The following is a 21,057-nucleotide window of genomic DNA, read 5'->3' as shown; positions in this document are numbered from 1 at the left end:
TTCAGTTTTCCCGGCTGTACATCCTGCATTGCGCCAGCAACGCCAACAGGTTCGGTTCCCGCTCCCGTGCTTTCAGAAACACCACGCCGATATGTTGTTGCAGACGATAGCGCGGCTGCAGGGCAATCAGCCGCACCCGGTTCTCGTACACCGCTGCGATCCGCCCTGGCAGCAGGGCAAAGCCCACGCCCGAGCTGACCATGCTCAGCAGGGTGAAGATATCGTTCACCTGCATGGCCACCTTGGGCTCGAACCCTGCCTGCTGGAATACCCGCGCACCGTCACGGTGGGTGGCGAAGCCTTGGGTCAGGGTGATGAACGTGGAGTCGGCGAGGTCTGCCAGGTCCACCTCGGCTTGTTCGGCAAAGGGCGAGTCGGTGGGGACGGCGAGGAAGATATCGTCGGAGAAAAGCGGCAGTTGCTCGCAGGCGGGGTCGCTGACACTTTCGTCGAGCGATACCAGGATGGCCTCCAGTTCGTGGTTTTTCAGGCGTTGCAGCAGGTCGACGTTCGAGCCCAGGGTCAGGTCGATGTTGAGCTCGCTGCGGCGTAGCTTCAGGCCCATGACCAGTTTTGGCACGGTCTTCACGGTCAGCGAATACAGGGCGCCAAGGCGGAAGCGTTCGGCATAGAAGCCTGCGGCCTCGCGGGTCTGGCGGACCATCTGCTCGGCGTCCTGGATCAGCTGGCGGGCTTTTTTTTCCAGCACGTAGGCACTTTCCAGCGGGATCAGCTGGCGACCTTCGTGCTTGAACAGGGGGCAACGCAGGGCGTTTTCCAGCGAGTGGATGGCGCGGTGCACGCTGACGGCACTGGTGGCGAGTTCGGCGGCGGCCCGGCCGAGGTTGCCACTGCGCATGAAGGCGAGGAAGGTTTCCAGCTTTTTCAGGGTCAGTTCTTCGTCGATGAGCATGTGGGGGCCTGGAGGAGGGGCGCGTGGGACAAATGTAGGAGCGAGCTTAGCTCGCGATGCGCCGCGCGGGCGGCGCTCGATCTCATAGGCGCTAGAGCGCTCAAGGCATGCTCCAAAGCCATCACCCCATCGATTCAATCAACGCCCACAACCGCGGATCATCAAAGTCCCGAATCACCAACCCAGCACCCGCCTCCATCAGCCGTTCGGCTGTCTGCGTCGTGGCAACCCCCACCGTAAAGATACCCGCCCCGCTGGCAGCCCGGACCCCAGGCAGCGAGTCCTCGAAGGCCAGCGCCTGACCGGCCACCGCGCCAAGGCGCTGCAGCCCGGTCAGGTAGGGCAGCGGGTCCGGCTTGGCACGTTCAAGCTCTTCGGCCACCAGCACATGCTCGAAACGTGCCCCCAGCCCCATGGCCTGCAACATGTGCTCGGCATTGAGCCGCGGCGCGTTGGTGACCACGCACATGCCCAGGCCATAGGCCTGGGCGTGCTCCAGCAGGCGCAACAGCCCCGGCATCGGCTCGAGCGATGGCGCCAGCGAGCGGAACAACGCCTCTTTGCGGTCTGCCAGTGCCAGGCACTCCTGTGGGCTGGCATCGGCAAACAGCTCGGCGAACAGTTCGCCGTTGGCCCGGCCACTAACCTGCGCATCGAACTGGGCCTGGGAAAGTTCGCGGCCATCATGCTCACGCAGCAACTGGCGGAAAGCCTGCAAGTGCAGGGTATCGGTATCGGTAAGGGTTCCGTCGAGGTCGAACAGCAGGGCAGTCAGCATCAGGTATCCAGGTATGAAAAAACACAAGCCCAACGATCATAACCAAAGCAGACGACGAAGGGGGCTGTTCAGTGCGCTGGGAAAAGAGTACAAATGTGCTCCATGGACAATATGACCCCCAAACGCCGCGCCATTCTCGAATTCATTCGTGAGCGCATCACCGATCACGGCCAGCCCCCGAGCCTCGCCGACATCGCCACGCGCTTCGGCTTTGCCTCGCGCAGCGTCGCGCGCAAGCACATCACCGCCCTGTGCCAGGCCGGTTACATCGACGTCACGCCAAACCAGGCGCGTGGCATTCGCCTGGCCCAGCCCCTGCGCCGCCCGGAAATTCTCGAAGTGCCCGTGTTGGGCCAGGTCGCCGCAGGTGCGCCGATCGGCCCGGACCTCGGTATCCACGAGCAATTGCTGATCGACCCCAGCCTGTTCCGGCGCACACCCGATTACCTGTTGAAGGTGCGCGGTGACTCCATGATCGACGACGGCATCTTCGACGGTGACCTGGTCGGCATTCGCCAGCAGGGCGAGGCCCGTGACGGGCAGGTCGTGGTTGCCCGCCTGGACGGCGAGGTGACCATCAAGCGCTTGCAGCGCCAGGCCGGTGGTTACCGGCTGCTGCCACGCAACCCGGCCTATGCGCCGATTGATGTGGGGCCTGAACAGGCGTTCTTCATCGAAGGCGTGTTCTGCGGCCTGCTGAGGCGCGACTGATGGGCGCGGTGGTCGATCTCGACAGGCTGCTCGACCAGCGTCAGGTCTGGCGCGGTCGGCAGGTTCAGGCTCGGCCTCTGGGGTTGCAGCCCACCGGCCATGCCGCGCTGGACCAACGCCTTGCAGAGGGCGGCTGGCCGGCCGCAGCGCTCAGCGAACTGTTGCTGGCCAGCCCCGGTTGCGGTGAGCTGAAGTTGCTGTGGCCTTCGCTGGCACGCCTGACCGCTGAAGGCGGTCGGGTAGTGCTGGTCGCGCCACCGTTTATTCCCTTTGCCCCGGCCTGGCAGGCAGCGGGGGTGGATTTACGCTGGCTGGTCCAGGTCGCCGCCGCGCCGGTCGACGCGCTCTGGGCGGCTGAGCAATGCCTGCGCTCGGGCAGTTGCGCCGCCGTGCTGTGCTGGCCAGAACGCGCCGATGACCGTGCTCTGCGGCGCCTGCAGGTGGCCGCCGAAACCGGCCAGGCGCTGGCCTTCGCCTGCCGCCCGCAGCAGGCGGCAAACAACCCGTCGCCAGCCGCTTTGCGCATTGCCATCGACACCCGGCCAGCACAATGGCGCGTGCTCAAGAGCCGAGGTGGCATGCCCCCGGCGCTGCCCATCGCCTGCCCCGGGCAGGGCTGATGCATCATGCTCTGGGCCTGCATTCTGCTGCCACAGCTGGCGCTGGACACGGTGCTGCGCGAACGCGACGACCCCGATACGCCACTGGTGCTGATTGGCGGCCCCACTCAGCGGCGCGTCTTGCAGGCGGTCAACCCCGCTGCTGCGGCATTGGGCCTGCGTGCCGGGCAGACCCTGACAGCAGCCCGTGCCCTGGCCGATGGCTTCACCTGCGTGGAGGCCGACGGCAAACGCATCGAACAGTTGCAACAACTGCTGGCAGCCTGGGCCTATCGCTTCAGCGCCCAGGTGAGCCTGCATTACCCACGGGCGCTGCTGCTTGAAGTAGGCTCCAGCCTGCAATTGTTCGGCCCCTGGCCCTTGTTCGAGGCACGGCTGCGCCAAGAGCTTGGCGAGTTGGGCTTGCGTCAGCGCATTGTGCTGGCCAGCAACCCGGTGGCGGCGCGCATGCTCGCCAATGGCCACGATGGCTTGGCGGTGACCTGCGCCGAAGAGGCGCGCGCAGTGCTGGCACGCATGCCAATCGAGCGTGTCGGGCTGCCTCAGGAGGCCGCCGAGGCCTTTGCCCGCATGGGGCTGCGCCAGCTCGGCCAGGTCATGGCCTTGCCTCGCGATGCCCTGGCCAAACGCTTTTCTGCCCAGGTCCAGCTGCACTTGGACCAGTTGCTGGGCCTGCGTAACCTGGGGTTGGCTTTCTACCAGCCGCCTGACCGCTTCGAAGCGCGTCTGGAGCTGAACTTTGACGTTGAATCGCACCAGGCGCTGCTGTTCCCATTGCGCAGAATGCTCAATGACCTTGGCGCGTTCCTGGCCGGGCGCGATTGCGGCGTGCAACGCTTCTGCCTGCACCTTGAGCATGCCGAAGGGCCTGACACGCAACTGCAGGTGGGCCTGCTGGCAGCCGAGCGTGATGCCGGCATGCTCTTCGAGTTGGCCAAAGGGCGGCTGGAGCCGCTGCAGCTGCGCGCCCCGGTACGCAACCTGCGCCTGGTCGCCGATGACTTGCCACCCTTCGTGCCCCAGCACCAGGCGCTGTTCGACCCCCGCGCGCAGCAGGCGCAGCCTTGGGAGCAGCTGCGTGAGCGGTTGCGTGCGCGCTTGGGCGATGAGGCGGTAAAAGGGCTGAGCGCCCAGGCCGACCATCGCCCCGAATGCGCCTGGCAAGCGGTGGAGCAGGGCGCACGCGCGAGCCTGCAACTGATGCCAGGTAGCCGCCCCGGCTGGCTGCTCCCGACGCCTTTGGCACTTGACGACGCAGGGCACCGCTTGTTGGGCCAAGCCGAGCGCATCGAATCGGGCTGGTGGGACGGTGGCGACGTGCGTCGCGACTACTACCGCATCGAAACCCGCGAAGGCCTGCGTGGCTGGGCCTACCGAGACCTCAGCCAGCCTGGCCCGTTGTGGTTGCAAGGTTGGTTCGCATGAATACATTCGGCTATGCCGAATTGCATTGCCTGTCGAACTTCAGCTTCCAGCGGGGGGCGTCGAGTGCCGATGAGTTGTTCCGGCGTGCCCGCGAGCAGGGCTACCAAGCCTTGGCGATCACCGATGAGTGCACCCTGGCCGGTATCGTGCGCGCCTGGCAGGCGGCCAAGGAGCACCAGCTACAACTGATTGTCGGCAGTGAAATACGCCTGCAGGATGGCCCCAGGCTGGTGCTGCTGGCGGAAAACCTGGCGGGCTACCAGAGCCTGTGCGCACTGATTACCCGTGCGCGACGGCGGGCGGAAAAGGGCGCGTATCAGGTGTTCGGCGATGACCTGCGCGCGCACAATCAAGGGTTGCTGGCGCTATGGATAGCCGACGACCCCGATGACCCTGCGCCTGGCCACTGGCTGCACACGTTGTTCGCCGAGCGGCTCTGGCTGGCGGTGCACTTGCACCGAGGCAGTGACGACGAGGTGCGCCTCGGCAAGCTTCGTGAACTGGCGGGCAAGGTCGGTGTCCGTGCCGTGGCCTGCGGCGACGTGCACATGCACGTACGCGGTCGCCGTGCCCTGCAGGATTGCATGACCGCCATCCGCCAGCACTGCCAGGTAGCCGAGGCCGGGCGCCACCTGTTCGCCAATGGCGAGCGTCACCTGCGCAACGCGCAGCAGCTGCAGGAGCTGTACCCCGCCGATTTGCTGGCCGAGACCCTGGCCATTGCCGAACGCTGCCGTTTCGACCTCAGCGAACTCAAGTACCAGTACCCGCGTGAGCTGGTGCCCGAAAGCCATACCCCCGCAAGCTGGCTGCGCGAACTGTGCGAGCGAGGCTTGCCGTTGCGCTGGCCGGCCGGGCCGAGCGACAAGGTGCGCGAAGTGCTGGCACGGGAGCTGGCATTGATCGAAGAGCTGGCTTACGAAAGCTACTTCCTGACCGTGCACGACATCGTCGCCTTCGCCCGCAGCCAGCGTATCCTCTGCCAGGGCCGGGGTTCGGCAGCCAACTCGGTGGTGTGTTTCGTGCTGGGGATTACCGAACTCGACCCCATGCAGCACCGCCTGCTGTTCGAGCGTTTTCTGTCACGCGAGCGCAACGAGCCGCCCGACATCGACGTGGACTTCGAGCACGACCGCCGCGAAGAAGTGATCCAGTACGTGTTTCGTCGCTATGGCCGGCATCGCGCCGCACTCACCGCCGTGGTCAACACCTATCACGCTGCCGGAGCGGTGCGTGATGTGGCGCGGGTACTGGGGTTGCCGGCCGATCAGGTGGATGCACTGGCCAAGTGCTGCGGCCGCTGGAGTGATCGCATCCCCGATGCACAGCGCTTGGCCGAAGCGGGTTTCGAGGCCAGCAGCCCATCGTTGCGGCGGGTGCTGATTCTGGCCGCTGAGCTGATCGGCTTTCCCCGGCACCTGTCGCAACACCCTGGCGGCTTTGTCATCTCGCAGCAACCGCTGGACCAACTGGTGCCGGTGGAAAACGCCGCGATGCAAGACCGCACGGTGATCCAGTGGGACAAGGACGACCTGGACATGGTCGGGCTGCTCAAGGTCGATGTGCTGGCCCTGGGCATGCTCAGCGCCTTGCGCCGTTGTTTCGACCTGCTGCAACGCCACCGTGGCCGGCAGCTGACCTTGGCGAGCATTCCAGCTGAGGACCCGGCTACCTACGCGATGATCAGTCGGGCCGAGACCATGGGCGTGTTCCAGATCGAATCACGGGCGCAAATGGCCATGTTGCCTCGGCTCAAACCCACCACCTTCTACGACCTGGTGATCGAGGTGGCCATCGTGCGACCCGGGCCGATCCAGGGCGACATGGTCCACCCTTACTTGCGCAGGCGCCTGAAGCAGGAACCGGTCACCTACCCCTCGCCGAAGTTGCAGGAAGTGTTCGAGCGTACCCTGGGGGTGCCGCTGTTTCAGGAACAGGTCATGGAACTGGCCATGGTGGCTGCCGACTACAGCCCGGGCGAGGCCGACCAGTTGCGGCGCAGCATGGCCGCCTGGAAGCGCCACGGTGGGCTGGAGCCGCACCGTGAGCGGCTGATACAAGGCATGTTGCGCAATGGTTACGACTTGTCGTTTGCCGAGCGCATCTTCGAGCAGATCAAGGGCTTCGGCAGCTATGGCTTTCCTGAGTCTCACGCGGCCAGCTTTGCCTTGCTGTGTTATGCGAGCAGTTGGCTCAAGTGCCATGAGCCGGCCATTTTCACCTGTGCGTTGGTCAACAGTTGGCCCATGGGTTTCTACAGCCCCGACCAACTGCTGCAGGAGGCCAGGCGCCAAGGTATCGAGGTGCGGCCGGTGGATGTGTTTCACAGCGAGTGGGATTGCACGCTCGAGCGCGTGGCTGACAATGCCCTAGCCATTCGCCTGGGGTTGCGGCAGATTCGGGGCTTTGCCGAGGCCGATGCTCGGCGCCTGGAGCAGGCGAGGGCGCAACGGCCCTGGCGCGATGTCGAAGATCTGTGCCTGCGTGCAGGGCTCGACCAGCGTGCCCGCGCCCGCCTGGCGGACGCCGGGGCACTGAGGGCCCTGGCGCGTGACCGCCACCAGGCGCGCTGGCAGGTGGCGGCCGTGCAACCGCAACTGCCCTTGTTCGCTGAAGTGGACGCAGTGCCAGAGGGCGCGGTGGCGCTACCGGCGCCGACCGTGGGTGAAGACCTTGTCAGTGATTATCAGACCTTGGGTACCACGCTTGGGCCACACCCGTTGACACTGCTGCGCCCACGCTTGCGCGCGTTGGGCTGTCGCAGTTCGTGCGAGCTGGCTGCTGTCGAGCATGGCGACAGCATTGCCGTGGCCGGGCTGGTGGTGGGCAGGCAACGCCCGCAAACCGCCAGCGGGGTGACGTTCGTGACGTTGGAGGATGAGTACGGCATGGTCAATGTGGTGGTGTGGCGTGACTTGGCCGAGCGGCAGCGGCGAGCATTGGTGGGCTCGCAATTGCTCAAGGTGAGCGGGCGGCTGGAGCAGGAGAATGGCGTTCGCCACCTGATCGCCCGACGGCTGGAGGATGTCAGCCCCTTGCTGCAGGGGCTGAATGTTCGTAGCCGCGATTTTCACTGAGTGTGTAGGAGCGGCCTTGCGTCGCGAAAGGGCTGCGCAGCGGCCCCGGCATTATATGCGGTGACGCTGAAATCCTGGGGCCGCTGCGCAGCCCTTTCGCGACGCAAGGCCGCTCCTACAAGGGCGGTGTCGGTCAGACCATCGCCAACCGTTGTTTGCGGGCCGGCGGTGGAAACGCCCGGTCGATTGCCCGTAGGTCTTCGCTGCTCAAGGTCAGCACACCCGCCGCCGCATTCAGCCGCACATGTTCTGGCGCTACCGCCTTGGGAATGGCGATCACCCCATCTTCACGTGTCACCCAGGCCAGACTGACCTGGGCCGTTGACGCGCCATGGCGCTCGGCGATCTCCAGCAGCACAGGATGCTGCAGCAACTGCCCGGCCTGAGCCAGTGGGCAGTACGCCATGGTTGGCAATGCATGCTTCTGGCTCCACGGCAGCAGGTCGAACTCGATGCCGCGCTGCGTCGGGTTGTACAGCACCTGGTTGGTGGCGCAATCGGGGTTGTTCAACTCGCGCAGGTCATCGACGTCGAAGTTGGACACCCCCCAGCGCTTGATCTTGCCCTGTTCGCGCAGGCGCTCGAACGCCTCGACGGTCTGCTCAAGTGGATGCTGGCCACGCCAATGCAGCAGGTACAGGTCGATGCAGTCGGTACCCAGGCGTTTGAGGCTGCGCTCGCAGGCAGCCGGCACGCCCCGCGTACTGGCATTGTGCGGGTAGACCTTGCTGACCAGAAACACCTGGTCCCGACGCCCGGCGATGGCCTGGCCGACCACTTCCTCCGCGCCGCCCTCGGCATACATTTCAGCAGTGTCGATCAGGCTCAGGCCAAGCTCGATACCCTGTTGCAGGGCAGACACCTCTGCTGCACGGCGGCCGGGGTCTTCACCCATGTACCAGGTGCCCTGGCCAATGGCCGGAACGCTCGAACCTGCCAGTTTCACGTGTCGCATGTCACCTCCGGGATCAGGGTATGGGAAAGCAGTACCTCGAGCAGCGCTTGCGCTGCGGTGGACAATTTGTGCTCGCTCAGGGCAATGACACCGATGCGCCGTTCAACCGAGGGCTCGACCAAGGGCAGGCAGCGGGCGCCGAGCTCCTGCATCTGGTTGATGCACAGCGCCGGTACTGCGCTGACGCCCAGGCCACTGGCAACCATGCGCCCAATGGTCGACAGCTGATGGCTTTCGAACGCCACTGCCAGTTTGCCGTGCCTGGCCGCAACGTTCTGTTCCATCAGCAGACGCACCGCCGAAGGGCGCTGCAAGGCAATGAAATCTTCGGCCAGCAGTTGTGCCCAACTGACCCCGGGCAACAACGCCAACGGTGAGTCGGCGGGTACCACGGCGACGAAGCGGTCCATGTACAACGGGTAGAAGGCCAGGCCATCGGTGTTGTCCGGTTCGAAGCCGATGCCCAGTTCGACGCGACGATGGCGCACCAGTTCCAGTACCTGTTCGTTGATCACATCGTGCACGGTGACGTTGACCTTCGGGTAGCGCTGGCGAAACACCTTGAGCGAGCGGGGCAGCAAGTTGCCTGCAAAAGCCGGCATCGCCGCCACTGAAACCCGACCCAGTTGCAGGGTGAAGCGCTGGCGCAGCAGTTCTTCGGTGTCGTCCCAGTCGGCCAGCAGGCGCCGCGCCAGTGGCAGCAGTACTTCACCTTCGGCCGTCAGGCTGACACTGCGGGTGGTGCGGCTGAGCAAGGCGCCGCCGAGGTTTTCCTCAAGGGCCTTGATGGTCAGGCTCAATGCCGGTTGCGAAACATGCAGATGCTCGCCGGCTTGGGCGAAGCTTTGGTACTTGGCCACGGCGACGAAGGCGCGGAGTTGCTTGACGTTCATGACGGGCCTACTGTTTGTTTTGAAAACGTTATCAATCAATGATGAAAACAAAATTAACAAATCAGTCGTCTGCGGTGAAGATGTCAGCACACGCTCACCGACAGCCTCGTCGGTTCAACAACTACAAAAGGCGGATCAACATGGCCGGACTGGACAAGCGCGTAGCAACCTATGAAGAGGCCCTTGACGGCCTGACCGACAACATGACGGTACTGGCCGGTGGCTTTGGCCTGTGCGGCATCCCGGAAAACCTCATCAACGAGATCAAGCGCCGTGGCGTCAAGGGCCTGACCGTGGTCTCCAACAACTGCGGTGTCGATGGTTTCGGCCTGGGTGTACTGCTGGAAGAGCGCCAGATTCGCAAGATGATCGCTTCCTACGTGGGCGAGAACGCCGAATTCGAACGCCAACTGCTCAGTGGTGAACTGGAAGTCGAACTCACCCCACAAGGTACCCTGGCCGAAAAAATGCGCGCCGGCGGCGCTGGCATCCCGGCCTTCTTCACTGCCACCGGCTATGGCACCCCAGTCGCCGATGGCAAGGAAGTGCGTGAATTCAAAGGCCGCCATTACATTCTCGAAGAATCCATCACCGGTGACTTCGCCATCGTCAAGGGCTGGAAGGCCGACCATTACGGCAACGTGGTGTACCGCAACACCGCGCAGAACTTCAACCCGCTGGCGGCCACCGCCGGCAAGATCACCGTGGTTGAAGTGGAAGAGATCGTCGAACCGGGCGTGCTGCTGCCCAGCGAGATCCACACCCCCGGTATTTTCGTGGACCGTGTGATTGTCGGTACCTTCGAAAAGCGTATCGAAAAGCGCACCGTCAAGGCCTGAGCGCCCTCCTTCAGAACAACAAAGAGATCCTGACCATGGCACTGACCCGCGAACAGATGGCGCAACGCGTCGCCCGTGAACTGAAGGACGGCTACTACGTCAACCTTGGCATTGGCATTCCGACCCTGGTGGCCAACTACGTACCCGACGATATGGATGTCATGCTGCAGTCGGAAAACGGCTTGCTCGGCATGGGCGAGTTCCCTACCGAAAGCACGATCGATGCCGACATGATCAACGCCGGCAAGCAGACCGTTACCGCCCGCCGTGGCGCATCGATCTTCGATTCGGCGCAATCGTTCGCCATGATCCGTGGTGGCCACGTCGACCTCACCGTGCTGGGCGCCTTCGAAGTGGATGTGCAAGGCAACATCGCCTCGTGGATGATCCCCGGCAAGCTGGTCAAGGGCATGGGCGGCGCCATGGACCTGGTGGCCGGTGCCGACAACATCATCGTCACCATGACCCACGCCTCCAAGGACGGTGAGTCCAAGTTGCTGGAGCGTTGCAGCCTGCCGTTGACCGGTGCCGGTTGCATTCGCAAGGTACTGACCGACCTTGCGTACCTGGAGATCGACAATGGCACCTTCATCCTGCGCGAGACGGCGCCGGGGGTAAGCGTCGAAGAAATCATCGAGAAGACCGCCGGCAAGCTGATCGTGCCGGATGATGTGAAAGAGATGACGTTCTAACCTCTGCTGTGATCATCAACCCTGTGCGAGCGAGCTTGCACAGGGTTTTTGCTGTTGATTCAAGATCAGTTCGACAAAACCAATAAAAGGACATGACTGTGGCCGCTGAAATCCAAGACAGCCGTTCCGCCCGCTTTGCCTTGCGCTGTTCCAACTGGGCTGAACGCTGGTTCCCTGATTCCTGGGTATTCGCCGCCCTTGCGGTAGTGCTGGTGTGCCTGGGTGCCCTGGTGATGGGTGCCAAACCGACCGACACCGCCAAGGCCTTCGGCGATGGCTTCTGGAGCTTGATCCCGTTCACCATGCAGATGGCGTTCGTGGTCATTGGCGGCTATGTGGTGGCCAGCTCGCCGCCTGCCGCTCGGCTGATCGACCGCTTGGCGCGTATCCCCAGCAACGGCCGTTCGGCGGTGTGCTGGGTTGCGCTGGTCTCGATGCTGGCCTCGTTGCTCAATTGGGGCCTGTCGCTGGTCTTCGGAGGCCTGCTGGTGCGCGCCCTGGCGCGCCGCACTGACCTGAAAATGGATTACCGCGCCGCTGGCGCCGCTGCCTACCTGGGCCTTGGCGCGGTATGGGCGCTGGGCCTTTCGTCTTCGGCGGCGCAACTGCAGGCCAACCCGGCCAGCTTGCCGCCGTCGATTCTGTCGATCACCGGGGTGATTCCGTTCACCGAAACCATCTTCCTCTGGCAGTCGGGGGTCATGCTGGCGGCGCTGGTGATCGTATCGCTGGTGGTGGCCTATGCCACCGCCCCAGGCGCGACCAGCGCGCGTACGGCGGAACAATGCGGCGTCGACCCAAGCTTCACCGCGCCGCCACCGGCCCAGCGCAGCCGGCCCGGCGAGTGGCTGGAGTACAGCCCGATCCTGACCTTGCTGCTGGTGGCCCTGGCCGGTGGTTGGCTGTACCAGGAGTTCGCCACCAAGCCTGCAATCACCGCCATCTCAGGGCTTAACACCTACAACTTCCTGTTCATCATGCTGGGTGCCTTGCTGCACTGGCGCCCGCGCAGCTTCCTCGATGCGGTGACCCGTGCCGTGCCCACCACCACGGGGGTGCTAATCCAGTTCCCGTTGTATGGCTCGATCGCGGCGATCCTCACCCAGGTCAAGGGCGTGGACGAACAGACCCTGGCCCACCACATTTCCACCTTCTTCGTACAGATCGCCTCCCACGATACCTACGCCGTGCTGATGGGCGTGTACTCGGCAGTGCTGGGCTTCTTCATCCCCTCGGGCGGGGGCAAATGGATCATCGAGGCGCCCTATGTGATGCTGGTGGCCAATGACCTGCAATATCACCTGGGTTGGGCCGTGCAGATCTACAACGCTGCCGAAGCCCTGCCAAACCTGATCAACCCGTTCTACATGCTGCCGCTGCTGGGCGTGCTGGGCCTCAAGGCGCGCGACCTGATCGGCTTCTCGTTCGTGCAATTGCTGGTGCATGCACCCTTGGTACTGGTGCTGCTGTGGGCGTTGGGTACGACATTGCAGTATGTGCCGCCCGTGATGCCTTGAGATCAGGGCCAGCATTTCGCGCGCAGTCCACGTATCATCGGTGCGCGCGAGCCTTGCATCTGCCTTCGCCTGGGAAAACTGCGTCACATGTCTATCCGATTGAAATTGCTGAGAAAGAAACTGGGCCTGACCCTGGAATTGCTGGCCGATAAAACCGGCATGACCAAGAGCTACCTGTCCAAGGTCGAGCGTGGCCTGAACACGCCGTCGATCGCTGCGGCGCTGAAGCTGGCGCGGGCGTTGAACGTCAATGTCGAAGAATTGTTCGCTGAAGAGCAAACCGCGCAGCACCGTTACAGCCTGGTGCGTCATGCTGAGCGCCAGGCCCTGGTGGGCGACGGCACAGGGCCGGGGTACGCGGCACTCACCAGCCAGGTGGGGCAGCGCAGCCTGTTGCCGTTCCTGATCCAGCCACCGACCCAGTTCAGTGACCCGACGTTCAAGGAGCACCAGGGCGAGGAGTTTCTGTTCGTTCATGCAGGCCAGGTAGAGGTGGATTTCATGAACGAACGGGTGCTGCTGGAGCAGGGCGATGCCTTGCATTTCAATGCCCAGACGCCGCACCGGCTGCGCTCTGTGGGGCCGCAGCCGGCGCAGTTGCTGGTTGTGGTACACGACGACGGCGAATGAGGGCAGGGTGATGATCGAGGTGTCGCGGTTCTGGCGGGATCCGGCATTGCCCTTCGTCGAAGCCCGGCGCGTAGGGGACGGGCGCCAGGTGTGCTACGCCGCCCACTCCCATGAGAGTTTTTCCATCGGCGTCATCACCGGTGGGCGCAGTACTTACCTGACCGGCGATAGCCAGATCGAAGTGAGCGCCGGTGCTACGGTGCTGATGAACCCCGGGGTTGTGCATACCTGCAACCCCATCGAGGGCCAGGCCTGGTCTTACCTGATGCTGTTCGTGGATCTGCCATGGCTGCAGGCGCTGGGTTTTCAGCTGCCTCAACAGACCTGCAGCACCTCGCCGCGCCTCTATAGCCGCGTTTTACAGGTATTTGCAGACCTGTTCGACGACGGCCTGCCTGATCGTGAAGGCCGCGTAGCGACATTTTTTGGCACACTGCCAAGCCTGCTAGGTGCCACGCCAGCTTTGAACGTGCCGGAACACTCTCGGCTGGACGCAGCTGCTGCCTTCATTCGCGCACACCGTACCGACCCACTGAGCCTTGAAGACATCTGCATGGCCAGTGGCTTATCCCGGTCTTACCTGATTCGGGCCTTTCGCCAGCGTTTCGGCCTGACGCCCCATGGCTACCTGGTTGACCAGCGCGTGCAGCTCGCCCGGGCGTACCTGCGCAAGGGCCGTGCTATTGCCGAAGTGGCACTGGCGGCAGGTTTCGCCGACCAGGCGCACTTGCAGCGTGCGTTCAAGAAACACCTGGCGGCAACGCCGGGGCATTACTGCAAGAGTGCCCCGTCGCTCAGATGACCAGATACGCAGCACTGGCCACCAGCAACACGGCCAGCCCGCGGTTCAGCAAGCGCATCTGCCGGGGGTTGCCCAGGCACTGGCGAATCACGCTTCCGGCCCATGCCCAGCTGGCCACCGAGACAAAACAGATCGGCCCATAGATCCAGGTAAACAGCCACAGCAGTTGCTGTTCGCCGCCGGTGTAGGCGCCGACACCCGCCACCGCCGCCAGCCATGCCTTGGGGTTGAGCCACTGCATCGCTGCGCCATGCCAGGCCGAGGGCGCGCTCTGCCCGTGCTCGCCACCTAGCTGGCCATCATCGCTGGCCAGTTTCCAGGCCATGTACAGCAAAAAAGCCACCCCACCCCAGTGCAGTAGCACGCCCAGCAGCGGCCAGCGCAGCAACAGTTCATGCAGGCCCAGCCCGACCAGTACCAGCAGCAGGCAGAACCCCAGCGTCGCACCGGCCACATGGGCCAGGCTAGCGCGCAGGCCATGACGGGCACCGCTGCCCAGGGCGACGATGTTGACCGGGCCAGGGGAGATCGAGGCCGCCAGCGCGAAAGCGGCCATAGACAAAGACAGACTCATGAGGGCAATCCTGTGAGGGGAGTTGCCGAGCATCTTCGGGCTGCGGTGCTCTGGCGTATTGAACAAAAGTCCCCAATGGGCTGTTACAGGTTTTGTAATAGTTTCTCACTGTCAGAAAAACCTGCTGTGATTGTACGATCGCTTACCCAATTTCTACCCAGGTAACTATGAGCACCTTCGCGGAGCCCCCCAGTCTTCGGCCTTCTCGGCCATCCTTCAACCGTCCCTGTGACGCTTCCCTTGTGAGTACCCGGTAATGGAATGGCTAGCCGACCCCACGGCCTGGCTAGGCCTGTTGACGCTTATCGTCCTCGAGCTGGTGCTGGGTATCGACAACCTGGTGTTCATCGCCATCCTGGCCGACAAGTTGCCGCCCCATCAGCGCGACCGTGCGCGGATCATCGGTTTGAGCCTGGCGCTGATCATGCGCCTGGGCTTGTTGGCGAGTATCTCGTGGATGGTGACGCTGACCGCGCCGCTGATCGAGGTGTTTGGCAAGAGCTTCTCGGGCCGTGACCTGATCATGCTGTTCGGTGGTGTATTCCTGCTTTTCAAGGCCACCATGGAGCTGCACGAACGGCTTGAAGGGCACGTCACTCAGGCCAGTGGCGTGGTACGCCATGCGGCGTTCTGGCCGATTGTTGCGCAAATCGTCGTGCTCGATGCGGTGTTCTCGCTGGACGCCGTGATCACCGCCGTGGGCATGGTCGAGCAGCTGTCGATCATGATGATTGCGGTGATCTTCTCGATCGGCATCATGATTGTCGCCAGCAAACCGCTGACCCGCTTCGTCAACGCCCACCCGACAGTGATCATGCTGTGCCTGGGCTTCTTGATGATGATCGGCTTCAGCCTGACCGCCGAAGGCCTGGGCTTCCATATACCGAAAGGCTACCTGTACGCGGCCATTGGCTTCTCGATCCTGATCGAAGTGTTCAATCAGTTGGCCCGCGCGCGCCGCAAACGCAGCCTGCAGCAGCATCGGCCGCTGCGTGAGCGTACTGCCCATGCGGTACTGCGCCTGCTGGGTGGCCGTCGGGTCGAGGCCGACGAAGTGGGCGAAGATATCGCCGACCTGGTCGGGGGCGGCGGCGAAGAGGTGCTGTTCGACCGCCGGGAGCGGGTAATGATCAGTGGTGTACTGAACCTTGCCGAGCGGCCGATCCGCACGGTGATGACCGCACGCACCGAAGTCGATGTGATCGACCTTGCGCAGCCGGCCGCGGCCATAGCCGAAGCCCTGGCGAATTCGCCGTACTCACGCCTCCCGTTGATCCGCGATGGTCGCATCGATGAGCCGCTGGGCTTCGTGCACAAGAAGGAGTTGTTCAAGGAGCTGCTGTCGGGAAGCCAGCCAGACCTGGAGCGCATGGCCCGGGCCCCTTTGAACCTGCTGGAAAGCTTCAGCATCCTCAACGCCCTTGAACAGATGCGTGGCCAATCTACCCATATCGCCTTCGTGGTCAACGAATTCGGTGATTTCACCGGCCTGCTGACCATGACCGATATCCTTGAGTCGATTGCCGGTGAGTTGCCAGATGCCAGCGAAGTGGAAGGCCCGGGTATCGTTGAAGAGGGTGATGGCTTTGTCGTCAGCGGCGCCCTGAACCTCAGCCAGGTCCAGGCACGTACCGGCTTCAGTGCCCGTGCCACCGAGGATTACCAGACCCTCGCGGGCCTGGTGATGAGCTTGCTGGACCGCCTGCCGGTGGTGGGTGATCGCTTGGCCTGGAATGGCTGGATCATGACTGTGGAGGCTGTTGAAGAGCGGCGCGTGCGCCAGGTACGGCTTATACCGAACGGCGACGCTGACGCAGCAGGTGCTTGAACCCTTCCACAACCAGTACCAGCACTGCGGCCCAGATCGGCAGGTAAGTCAGCCACTGATCCGGGCCGATGCTTTCACCCAGCAGCAGGGCCACGCCCACCAGCAATACCGGCTCGACGTAGCTAAGCAGGCCAAACAGGCTGAACGGCAACAGACGGCTGGCCAGCACATAGGCGATCAGGGCCGAGGCGCTGATCGCTCCCAATACCGGGATCAAGGCGTAAAGGCCAGGGTGGGCAAGCAGGTCCGCCGCTGACAACGGCCCCTGGATCACGAAGTACAGCGCCCATGGCAACAGCAGGCACATGTCGCACCACAGGCCGCCCAGGTGGTCGGTGCGGCAGCGTCGGCGCAGCACGAAGTAGATCGGGTAGCCGATCATCACCACCAGGGTTTCCCAGGCGAAGCTGCCATGCTGGTACAGCTCGTGCCCGACACCCAGCGCGGCGCAGCACACCGCCACCTTCTGCAGGTGCGACAGGCGTTCGCCGTAGACCAGGCGGCCGGTCAAGACCATGGTCAGCGGCAGCAGGAAGTAGCCCATCGACACTTCCAGGCTGCGCCCATGCAGCGGTGCCCACAGGAACAGCCACAGTTGCACCCCCATAAGCCAGGACGTACCGACCATCCCCAGCAGCAGCACCGGTGTGCGCCGCACCCGCGCCAGCAGCTCGCCGACCCGTTTCCAGTCCTTCGAGGCCAGCATGAACAGGGTGAGGCAGGGCAGCGTCAACAGCGTGCGCCAGCCAAAGATCTCTTCGCCATCGAGCGGCGTGAGCAGGGAGGTATAGAAGTACATCACAGCGAACAAGCAAGACGCCATGACCGATGAAAGGATGCCTTTTGACACGAATGCCTCGAATAGGGGAGTTGAGCGTGTGGATCAGCCGCGCATGATCTCAGGGGGCGCGTCCTGCGGCAACCGCGACACACCGGAGCGTGCGGCCAGCGCTTCGAGGAACGCCTCTGCCGGCATGGGCCGGGCGAACAAGTAGCCTTGCTGGAAATCCACCGCGTGTTGGGCCAGGTAGTCACGCTGGGCCTCGGTTTCCACGCCTTCGGCGACGATGCCCAAGCCCAATTTGCCCGACAGCTCGATGATGGTGTCGAGGATGTGCAGGGACAGCGCGTCGACACCGATCATGGCGACGAAGCTCTGGTCGATCTTCAGGTAGTCGACCTTGAACTGGCGCAGGTAGTTGAGGCTCGACTGGCCCGTGCCGAAGTCATCGAGGGCAATCATCACGCCCATATCATGCAGTTTCTCGAACAACTCCAAGGCCACTGGGGTGGCTTCGATCAGCTTGCGTTCGGTCAGCTCCAGGGTCAGTGCCACCCGTCCGGGTGGAAAGTGCTGAAGGAAAGTCCGGCAGTCGTCGAGCAGGCTCAGGTCGCGGCAATGGTCGGCGGTTATGTTGATGCCGATGTGAAAGCCATCTTCCAGCAGCGCGGCATACGGTGCCAGGCTCTGCGCGGTGTGCAGCATCAGCGCGCGGGTCATGGCGACGATCTGGCCGCTGTGTTCGGCGTAGGGGATGAACAGGTCGGGGCGCACCAGGCCTTCCCGTGGGTGGTTCCAGCGCATCAGCACTTCGGCGCCCGCCCAGCGGTAATCGCCCTTGCGCACCACGGGTTGGAAGTACGGCAGAAATTCGTCAGCCTCAAGGGCGCGCTGCAACTCGGCACGTGGCGAGGTGGCACGGCGGATTTGCCAGTGGCACGCGGCCCCGGCCAGCACGCCGAGCACCATCAGCAAGCTGAGCAGGGCGGGGTAGTGGCTGCGCAGCAGCTGGCCTTGCTTTTCGGCGCCATAGCCGCCGTACACGCTGAACGGGTAGCGGGTCGAGCTCAGCGTCACGGCGGCGGTCGCAGCCGTGGGGGGCACGCCTTTGTGGACGATACCGTCCTTGCCCATCCAGTCGTTGCCGACGCGAATCTGCAACGTATCGTCCGGGCCGATCAGGCGCAGGGCCGTGAGCAGGTGGTCGCCATCCACGGTGCTGATCGCCCCGTGGTCGCCCTCGCTGGCCCGGTACACCAGCAGCGGATGGCCCGGCGTCACCGAGTTGCCATCCATCAGCCAGAGCGTGCCGTTGGTGTACTCGCTCGCGTCGACGACCTCATCGAACTCCCCGAACAGTGATGAGCAATACAGCGTGTTGTGCTGAAAAAGGTTGGTCGAACGGACGAAGGCATTACGGGTGACCTGGCCACGCAGGGCCAGTTTGACCTGTGTGCAGGGGCTACCTGCCAAGGGCAGCAGCGCGTGGGCGGTGCTGGACAAGCTGTCGAGAATGCGCTCGACATGCTCGACCACTTGGGCGGCGGTGGCATGGCTGCTGGCGCGCAGGTCGCGATCGATCTGCCAGTTCATCACTGCCAGGCCACACGCCACCGGGACTACGCCGATCGCCCAGGGCAGCAGGGTGCGCCAGCTCCAGCCGGCGCGGCGTCTAGTGGTAAGGGGCATGCTGGCCTAATGTGATGGAAGGTAACGTGCAGAGGATAGCCGCTTGTCAGGGAGCGTGGCTAACTAAAGCGCGACAAAGCAATTTACGCAATGTAGAATCCGGTTACGAATACAACAATAAGGTTCTCCACCTCCGGAGAATCAAGCCCGCCGAGAATGGGTCCATATGACAAACCATGGGTTCAAATTGATCATTGGTGACTTCCTCGCTCGCAGCGTGCGCGGCATCCCGTGCTCACCGCCTGTTCTGTTCTACATCCCCGGAAATCACTAATTTTTCGCTGTAGATGAGGACAAGAACATGGCAGATATTTTCGAAAATCCAATGGGCCTGATGGGCTTCGAGTTCATCGAGCTGGCATCGCCGACACCTGGCGTACTCGAGCCGGTTCTGCAGATACTCGGTTTCACCAAGGTTGCTACGCACCGTTCCAAAGAGGTGCACCTGTACCGTCAGGGCGGTATCAACCTGATCCTGAACAACGAACCTAAAAGCATCGCCTCGTACTTTGCCGCCGAACATGGCCCATCGGTCTGTGGCATGGCGTTCCGCGTGCGCAATGCCCATGAAGCCTATGCCCGCGCTTTGGAGCTGGGCGCCCAGCCGGTGGAGATCGAAACCGGCCCGATGGAGCTGCGCCTGCCGGCGATCAAGGGTATTGGTGGTGCGCCGCTGTACCTGATCGACCGCTTTGAAGAAGGCAGCTCGATCTACGACATCGATTTCAACTTCATCGAAGGTGTGGATCGCAACCCTGTGGGTGCGGGCCTGAAGATCATCGATCACCTGACCCATAACGTCTACCGTGGGCGCATGGCCTATTGGGCCGGTTTCTACGAGAAGCTGTTCAACTTCCGCGAGATCCGCTACTTCGATATCAAGGGCGAGTACACCGGCCTGACCTCGCGTGCCATGACCGCACCCGACGGCATGATCCGCATCCCGCTCAACGAAGAGTCGTCCAAGGGCGCCGGGCAGATCGAAGAGTTCCTGATGCAGTTCAACGGTGAAGGCATCCAGCACGTGGCCTTCCTCACCGATGACCTGCTCAAGACCTGGGATGCGCTGAAGGGCATTGGCATGCGCTTCATGACCCCACCGCCGCAAACCTACTACGAAATGCTCGAAGAGCGCCTGCCAGGCCACGGTGAACCGGTGGATCAACTGCAAGCGCGCGGCATCCTCCTTGATGGCGCCGCAGAGTCGGGTGACAAGCGCCTGCTGCTGCAGATCTTCTCGGAAACGTTGCTTGGGCCGGTGTTCTTCGAGTTCATCCAGCGCAAGGGCGATGATGGCTTTGGCGAAGGCAACTTCAAGGCGCTGTTCGAATCCATCGAACGGGACCAGGTTCGTCGGGGCGTATTGAGCACCGACTGATCCAACCGGGTACCGCCGTCAGGGTTTTTCGGCGGCGGTACCACGCCTGTTGCCCCGCGCCCGGAACAGGCCCCAATAGATGATCGAGCCGGTCACTATGCCTACCAGCACCAAAGAAGGAAGAATCTGCAGCATCGACTGGCGGATTTCCTGGGCGCTGTACCCTTGGGCGTACCCCCCCGTGACGGCATATCCATACTTGGCAGAAACTGCCCGTACCGTGTACTCGGACTGTGAAGGCCGATTCGGGTCGCGGCTGTCTCCATGGCTCCAGATGTACTGGTCGCCAAACTCCAGAAGCAGCGTCAGGCCATCCTGGAATGCGCGCAATTCGTTGCGCAGTTCCGAGGCATTGCCTGTGACGATCACACTGGGGTTTTGCCCCGGCACTTGAAAGTGAGTAACCAGCGTGGTGGGTAACACGGGCGAGTCGATCGCCAGCTCAACCCCCTGCCCGGATTGGGCGAAAGCCGACAGATGCTCCAGCGACTCGGTGTGGGTGCTGCAGTATGCTTGCTGGTCTTGCGTCAGCGTCAATGAGCGTAGCAAGGGATCGCGGGCCACCTGGTCCTGCAATGTACTGATGACATCCGCGCATGCCTTGCCAGCCAAAGGCTGGGCAAGCAAGGCGGTGCTATGCATGCGCTCCAGCACCTTGTCGATGGTGAACACCGCTTCCTGAACCGAGATCTGTGCGTTTTCCTCAAGCTTCTTTTCCAGTTGAAACACCATCACCAGCAACCCGGAAACCACCGGTACCAGGCCGATCGCCATGATTAGCAGCAACTCCAGCAAACTGCGCCCGGCATGCATGATTTTCGACATAGGCCATTGCTCTCCAGTCTGATGCTGCCCGTGTTGGACAGATGAGCTGAAAGCCTATGTATTCAACGGTATGTCGGATGTAGTCCGGGTGCGGCATGAACGCCGGGAAATCAGGTAATCAGGCGTAAGT

19 protein-coding genes are annotated in these 21,057 nt (G+C 63.1%); 11 read left to right on the top strand and 8 right to left on the bottom strand.

Annotated features, from left to right (window positions below):
• Window position 1: 1 nt before the first annotated feature.
• The gene (locus PC358_RS05550) at window positions 2-913 is read right to left on the bottom strand and encodes a LysR family transcriptional regulator (protein ID WP_033698047.1); all 912 of its coding nucleotides are present in this window, start codon (window positions 911-913) and stop codon (window positions 2-4) included.
• Window positions 914-1,034: 121 nt separating this feature from the next.
• Complete coding sequence (locus tag PC358_RS05545; RefSeq protein ID WP_033698046.1) at window positions 1,035-1,691, bottom strand: HAD family hydrolase; 657 nt, start codon at window positions 1,689-1,691, stop codon at window positions 1,035-1,037.
• Between the two features lie 102 nt (window positions 1,692-1,793).
• Here PC358_RS05545 and lexA point away from each other — a divergent pair, with 102 nt between their 5' ends.
• Genes lexA through PC358_RS05525 form a run of 4 tightly spaced genes read left to right on the top strand, consistent with a single transcriptional unit; the run spans window position 1,794 to window position 7,524 of the window.
• Window positions 1,794-2,402: a transcriptional repressor LexA gene (lexA, locus tag PC358_RS05540; protein WP_077068526.1), complete on the top strand. Its 609-nt coding sequence runs from the start codon at window positions 1,794-1,796 to the stop codon at window positions 2,400-2,402.
• Window positions 2,402-3,022, top strand: a complete 621-nt coding sequence (imuA, locus tag PC358_RS05535; protein WP_033698043.1) for a translesion DNA synthesis-associated protein ImuA — start codon at window positions 2,402-2,404, stop codon at window positions 3,020-3,022. Before lexA ends, imuA begins: the two co-directional genes overlap by 1 nt.
• 6 nt (window positions 3,023-3,028) lie before the next feature.
• The gene (locus tag PC358_RS05530; RefSeq protein WP_033698041.1) at window positions 3,029-4,447 is read left to right on the top strand and encodes a Y-family DNA polymerase; all 1,419 of its coding nucleotides are present in this window, start codon (window positions 3,029-3,031) and stop codon (window positions 4,445-4,447) included.
• Window positions 4,444-7,524 (top strand): error-prone DNA polymerase, encoded by a 3,081-nt coding sequence (locus PC358_RS05525; protein WP_033698039.1) that lies wholly within the window; start codon window positions 4,444-4,446, stop codon window positions 7,522-7,524. The genes PC358_RS05530 and PC358_RS05525 overlap by 4 nt, the downstream gene beginning before the upstream one ends.
• Before the next feature lie 133 nt (window positions 7,525-7,657).
• Here the strand turns inward: PC358_RS05525 and PC358_RS05520 are convergent, their stop codons facing one another.
• Both PC358_RS05520 and PC358_RS05515 read right to left on the bottom strand, forming a co-directional pair.
• Entirely contained in the window at window positions 7,658-8,479 is an 822-nt protein-coding gene (locus tag PC358_RS05520; protein WP_033698037.1) for an aldo/keto reductase, read from the bottom strand.
• Complete coding sequence (locus PC358_RS05515; protein ID WP_033698035.1) at window positions 8,467-9,372, bottom strand: LysR family transcriptional regulator; 906 nt, start codon at window positions 9,370-9,372, stop codon at window positions 8,467-8,469. The genes PC358_RS05520 and PC358_RS05515 overlap by 13 nt, the downstream gene beginning before the upstream one ends.
• 140 nt (window positions 9,373-9,512) lie before the next feature.
• Here PC358_RS05515 and PC358_RS05510 point away from each other — a divergent pair, with 140 nt between their 5' ends.
• The 5 genes from PC358_RS05510 to PC358_RS05490 all read left to right on the top strand — a co-directional run bounded on the left by PC358_RS05510 (window position 9,513) and on the right by PC358_RS05490 (window position 13,852).
• Window positions 9,513-10,211 carry a CoA transferase subunit A gene (locus PC358_RS05510; RefSeq protein ID WP_033698034.1) on the top strand — a complete coding sequence of 233 codons (699 nt, stop codon included), beginning with the start codon at window positions 9,513-9,515 and terminating at the stop codon, window positions 10,209-10,211.
• 35 nt (window positions 10,212-10,246) lie between these two features.
• On the top strand, window positions 10,247-10,903 hold the full coding sequence (locus tag PC358_RS05505) for a CoA transferase subunit B (protein WP_033698033.1): 657 nt from the start codon (window positions 10,247-10,249) through the stop codon (window positions 10,901-10,903).
• Window positions 10,904-10,995: 92 nt separating this feature from the next.
• Window positions 10,996-12,420, top strand: coding sequence for a short-chain fatty acid transporter (locus tag PC358_RS05500; RefSeq protein WP_156310133.1), 1,425 nt, complete (start codon window positions 10,996-10,998; stop codon window positions 12,418-12,420).
• A gap of 87 nt (window positions 12,421-12,507) precedes the next feature.
• Entirely contained in the window at window positions 12,508-13,050 is a 543-nt protein-coding gene (locus PC358_RS05495) for a helix-turn-helix domain-containing protein (protein ID WP_033698031.1), read from the top strand.
• Window positions 13,051-13,060: 10 nt separating this feature from the next.
• The gene (locus PC358_RS05490) at window positions 13,061-13,852 is read left to right on the top strand and encodes an AraC family transcriptional regulator (RefSeq protein WP_033698030.1); all 792 of its coding nucleotides are present in this window, start codon (window positions 13,061-13,063) and stop codon (window positions 13,850-13,852) included.
• On the opposite strand, the gene PC358_RS05485 is transcribed toward PC358_RS05490, so the two are convergent.
• The gene (locus PC358_RS05485; RefSeq protein WP_033698028.1) at window positions 13,845-14,426 is read right to left on the bottom strand and encodes a LysE family translocator; all 582 of its coding nucleotides are present in this window, start codon (window positions 14,424-14,426) and stop codon (window positions 13,845-13,847) included. The genes PC358_RS05490 and PC358_RS05485 overlap by 8 nt on opposite strands.
• A 256-nt stretch (window positions 14,427-14,682) precedes the next feature.
• Here PC358_RS05485 and PC358_RS05480 point away from each other — a divergent pair, with 256 nt between their 5' ends.
• Entirely contained in the window at window positions 14,683-16,254 is a 1,572-nt protein-coding gene (locus PC358_RS05480) for a TerC family protein (RefSeq protein WP_033698027.1), read from the top strand.
• On the opposite strand, the gene rarD is transcribed toward PC358_RS05480, so the two are convergent.
• Together rarD and PC358_RS05470 are read right to left on the bottom strand one after the other, a co-directional pair.
• Complete coding sequence (gene rarD, locus PC358_RS05475; RefSeq protein WP_033698026.1) at window positions 16,217-17,104, bottom strand: EamA family transporter RarD; 888 nt, start codon at window positions 17,102-17,104, stop codon at window positions 16,217-16,219. The two genes, PC358_RS05480 and rarD, sit on opposite strands and share 38 nt — an antisense overlap.
• A 33-nt stretch (window positions 17,105-17,137) precedes the next feature.
• Window positions 17,138-18,724 (bottom strand): EAL domain-containing protein, encoded by a 1,587-nt coding sequence (locus PC358_RS05470; RefSeq protein ID WP_033698025.1) that lies wholly within the window; start codon window positions 18,722-18,724, stop codon window positions 17,138-17,140.
• Window positions 18,725-19,025: 301 nt separating this feature from the next.
• Here PC358_RS05470 and hppD point away from each other — a divergent pair, with 301 nt between their 5' ends.
• Window positions 19,026-20,102, top strand: a complete 1,077-nt coding sequence (hppD, locus tag PC358_RS05465; protein ID WP_033698024.1) for a 4-hydroxyphenylpyruvate dioxygenase — start codon at window positions 19,026-19,028, stop codon at window positions 20,100-20,102.
• Between the two features lie 18 nt (window positions 20,103-20,120).
• Here the strand turns inward: hppD and PC358_RS05460 are convergent, their stop codons facing one another.
• Window positions 20,121-20,927, bottom strand: coding sequence for a CSS-motif domain-containing protein (locus tag PC358_RS05460; RefSeq protein WP_033698023.1), 807 nt, complete (start codon window positions 20,925-20,927; stop codon window positions 20,121-20,123).
• Between the last annotated feature and the right edge of the window lie 130 nt (window positions 20,928-21,057).

The sequence above is a fragment of the Pseudomonas capeferrum genome, from assembly GCF_000731675.1.
In the GTDB taxonomy this organism is placed as follows: Bacteria; Pseudomonadota; Gammaproteobacteria; order Pseudomonadales; family Pseudomonadaceae; genus Aquipseudomonas; species Aquipseudomonas capeferrum.
This window is presented reverse-complemented; position numbering and strand designations above follow the sequence as displayed.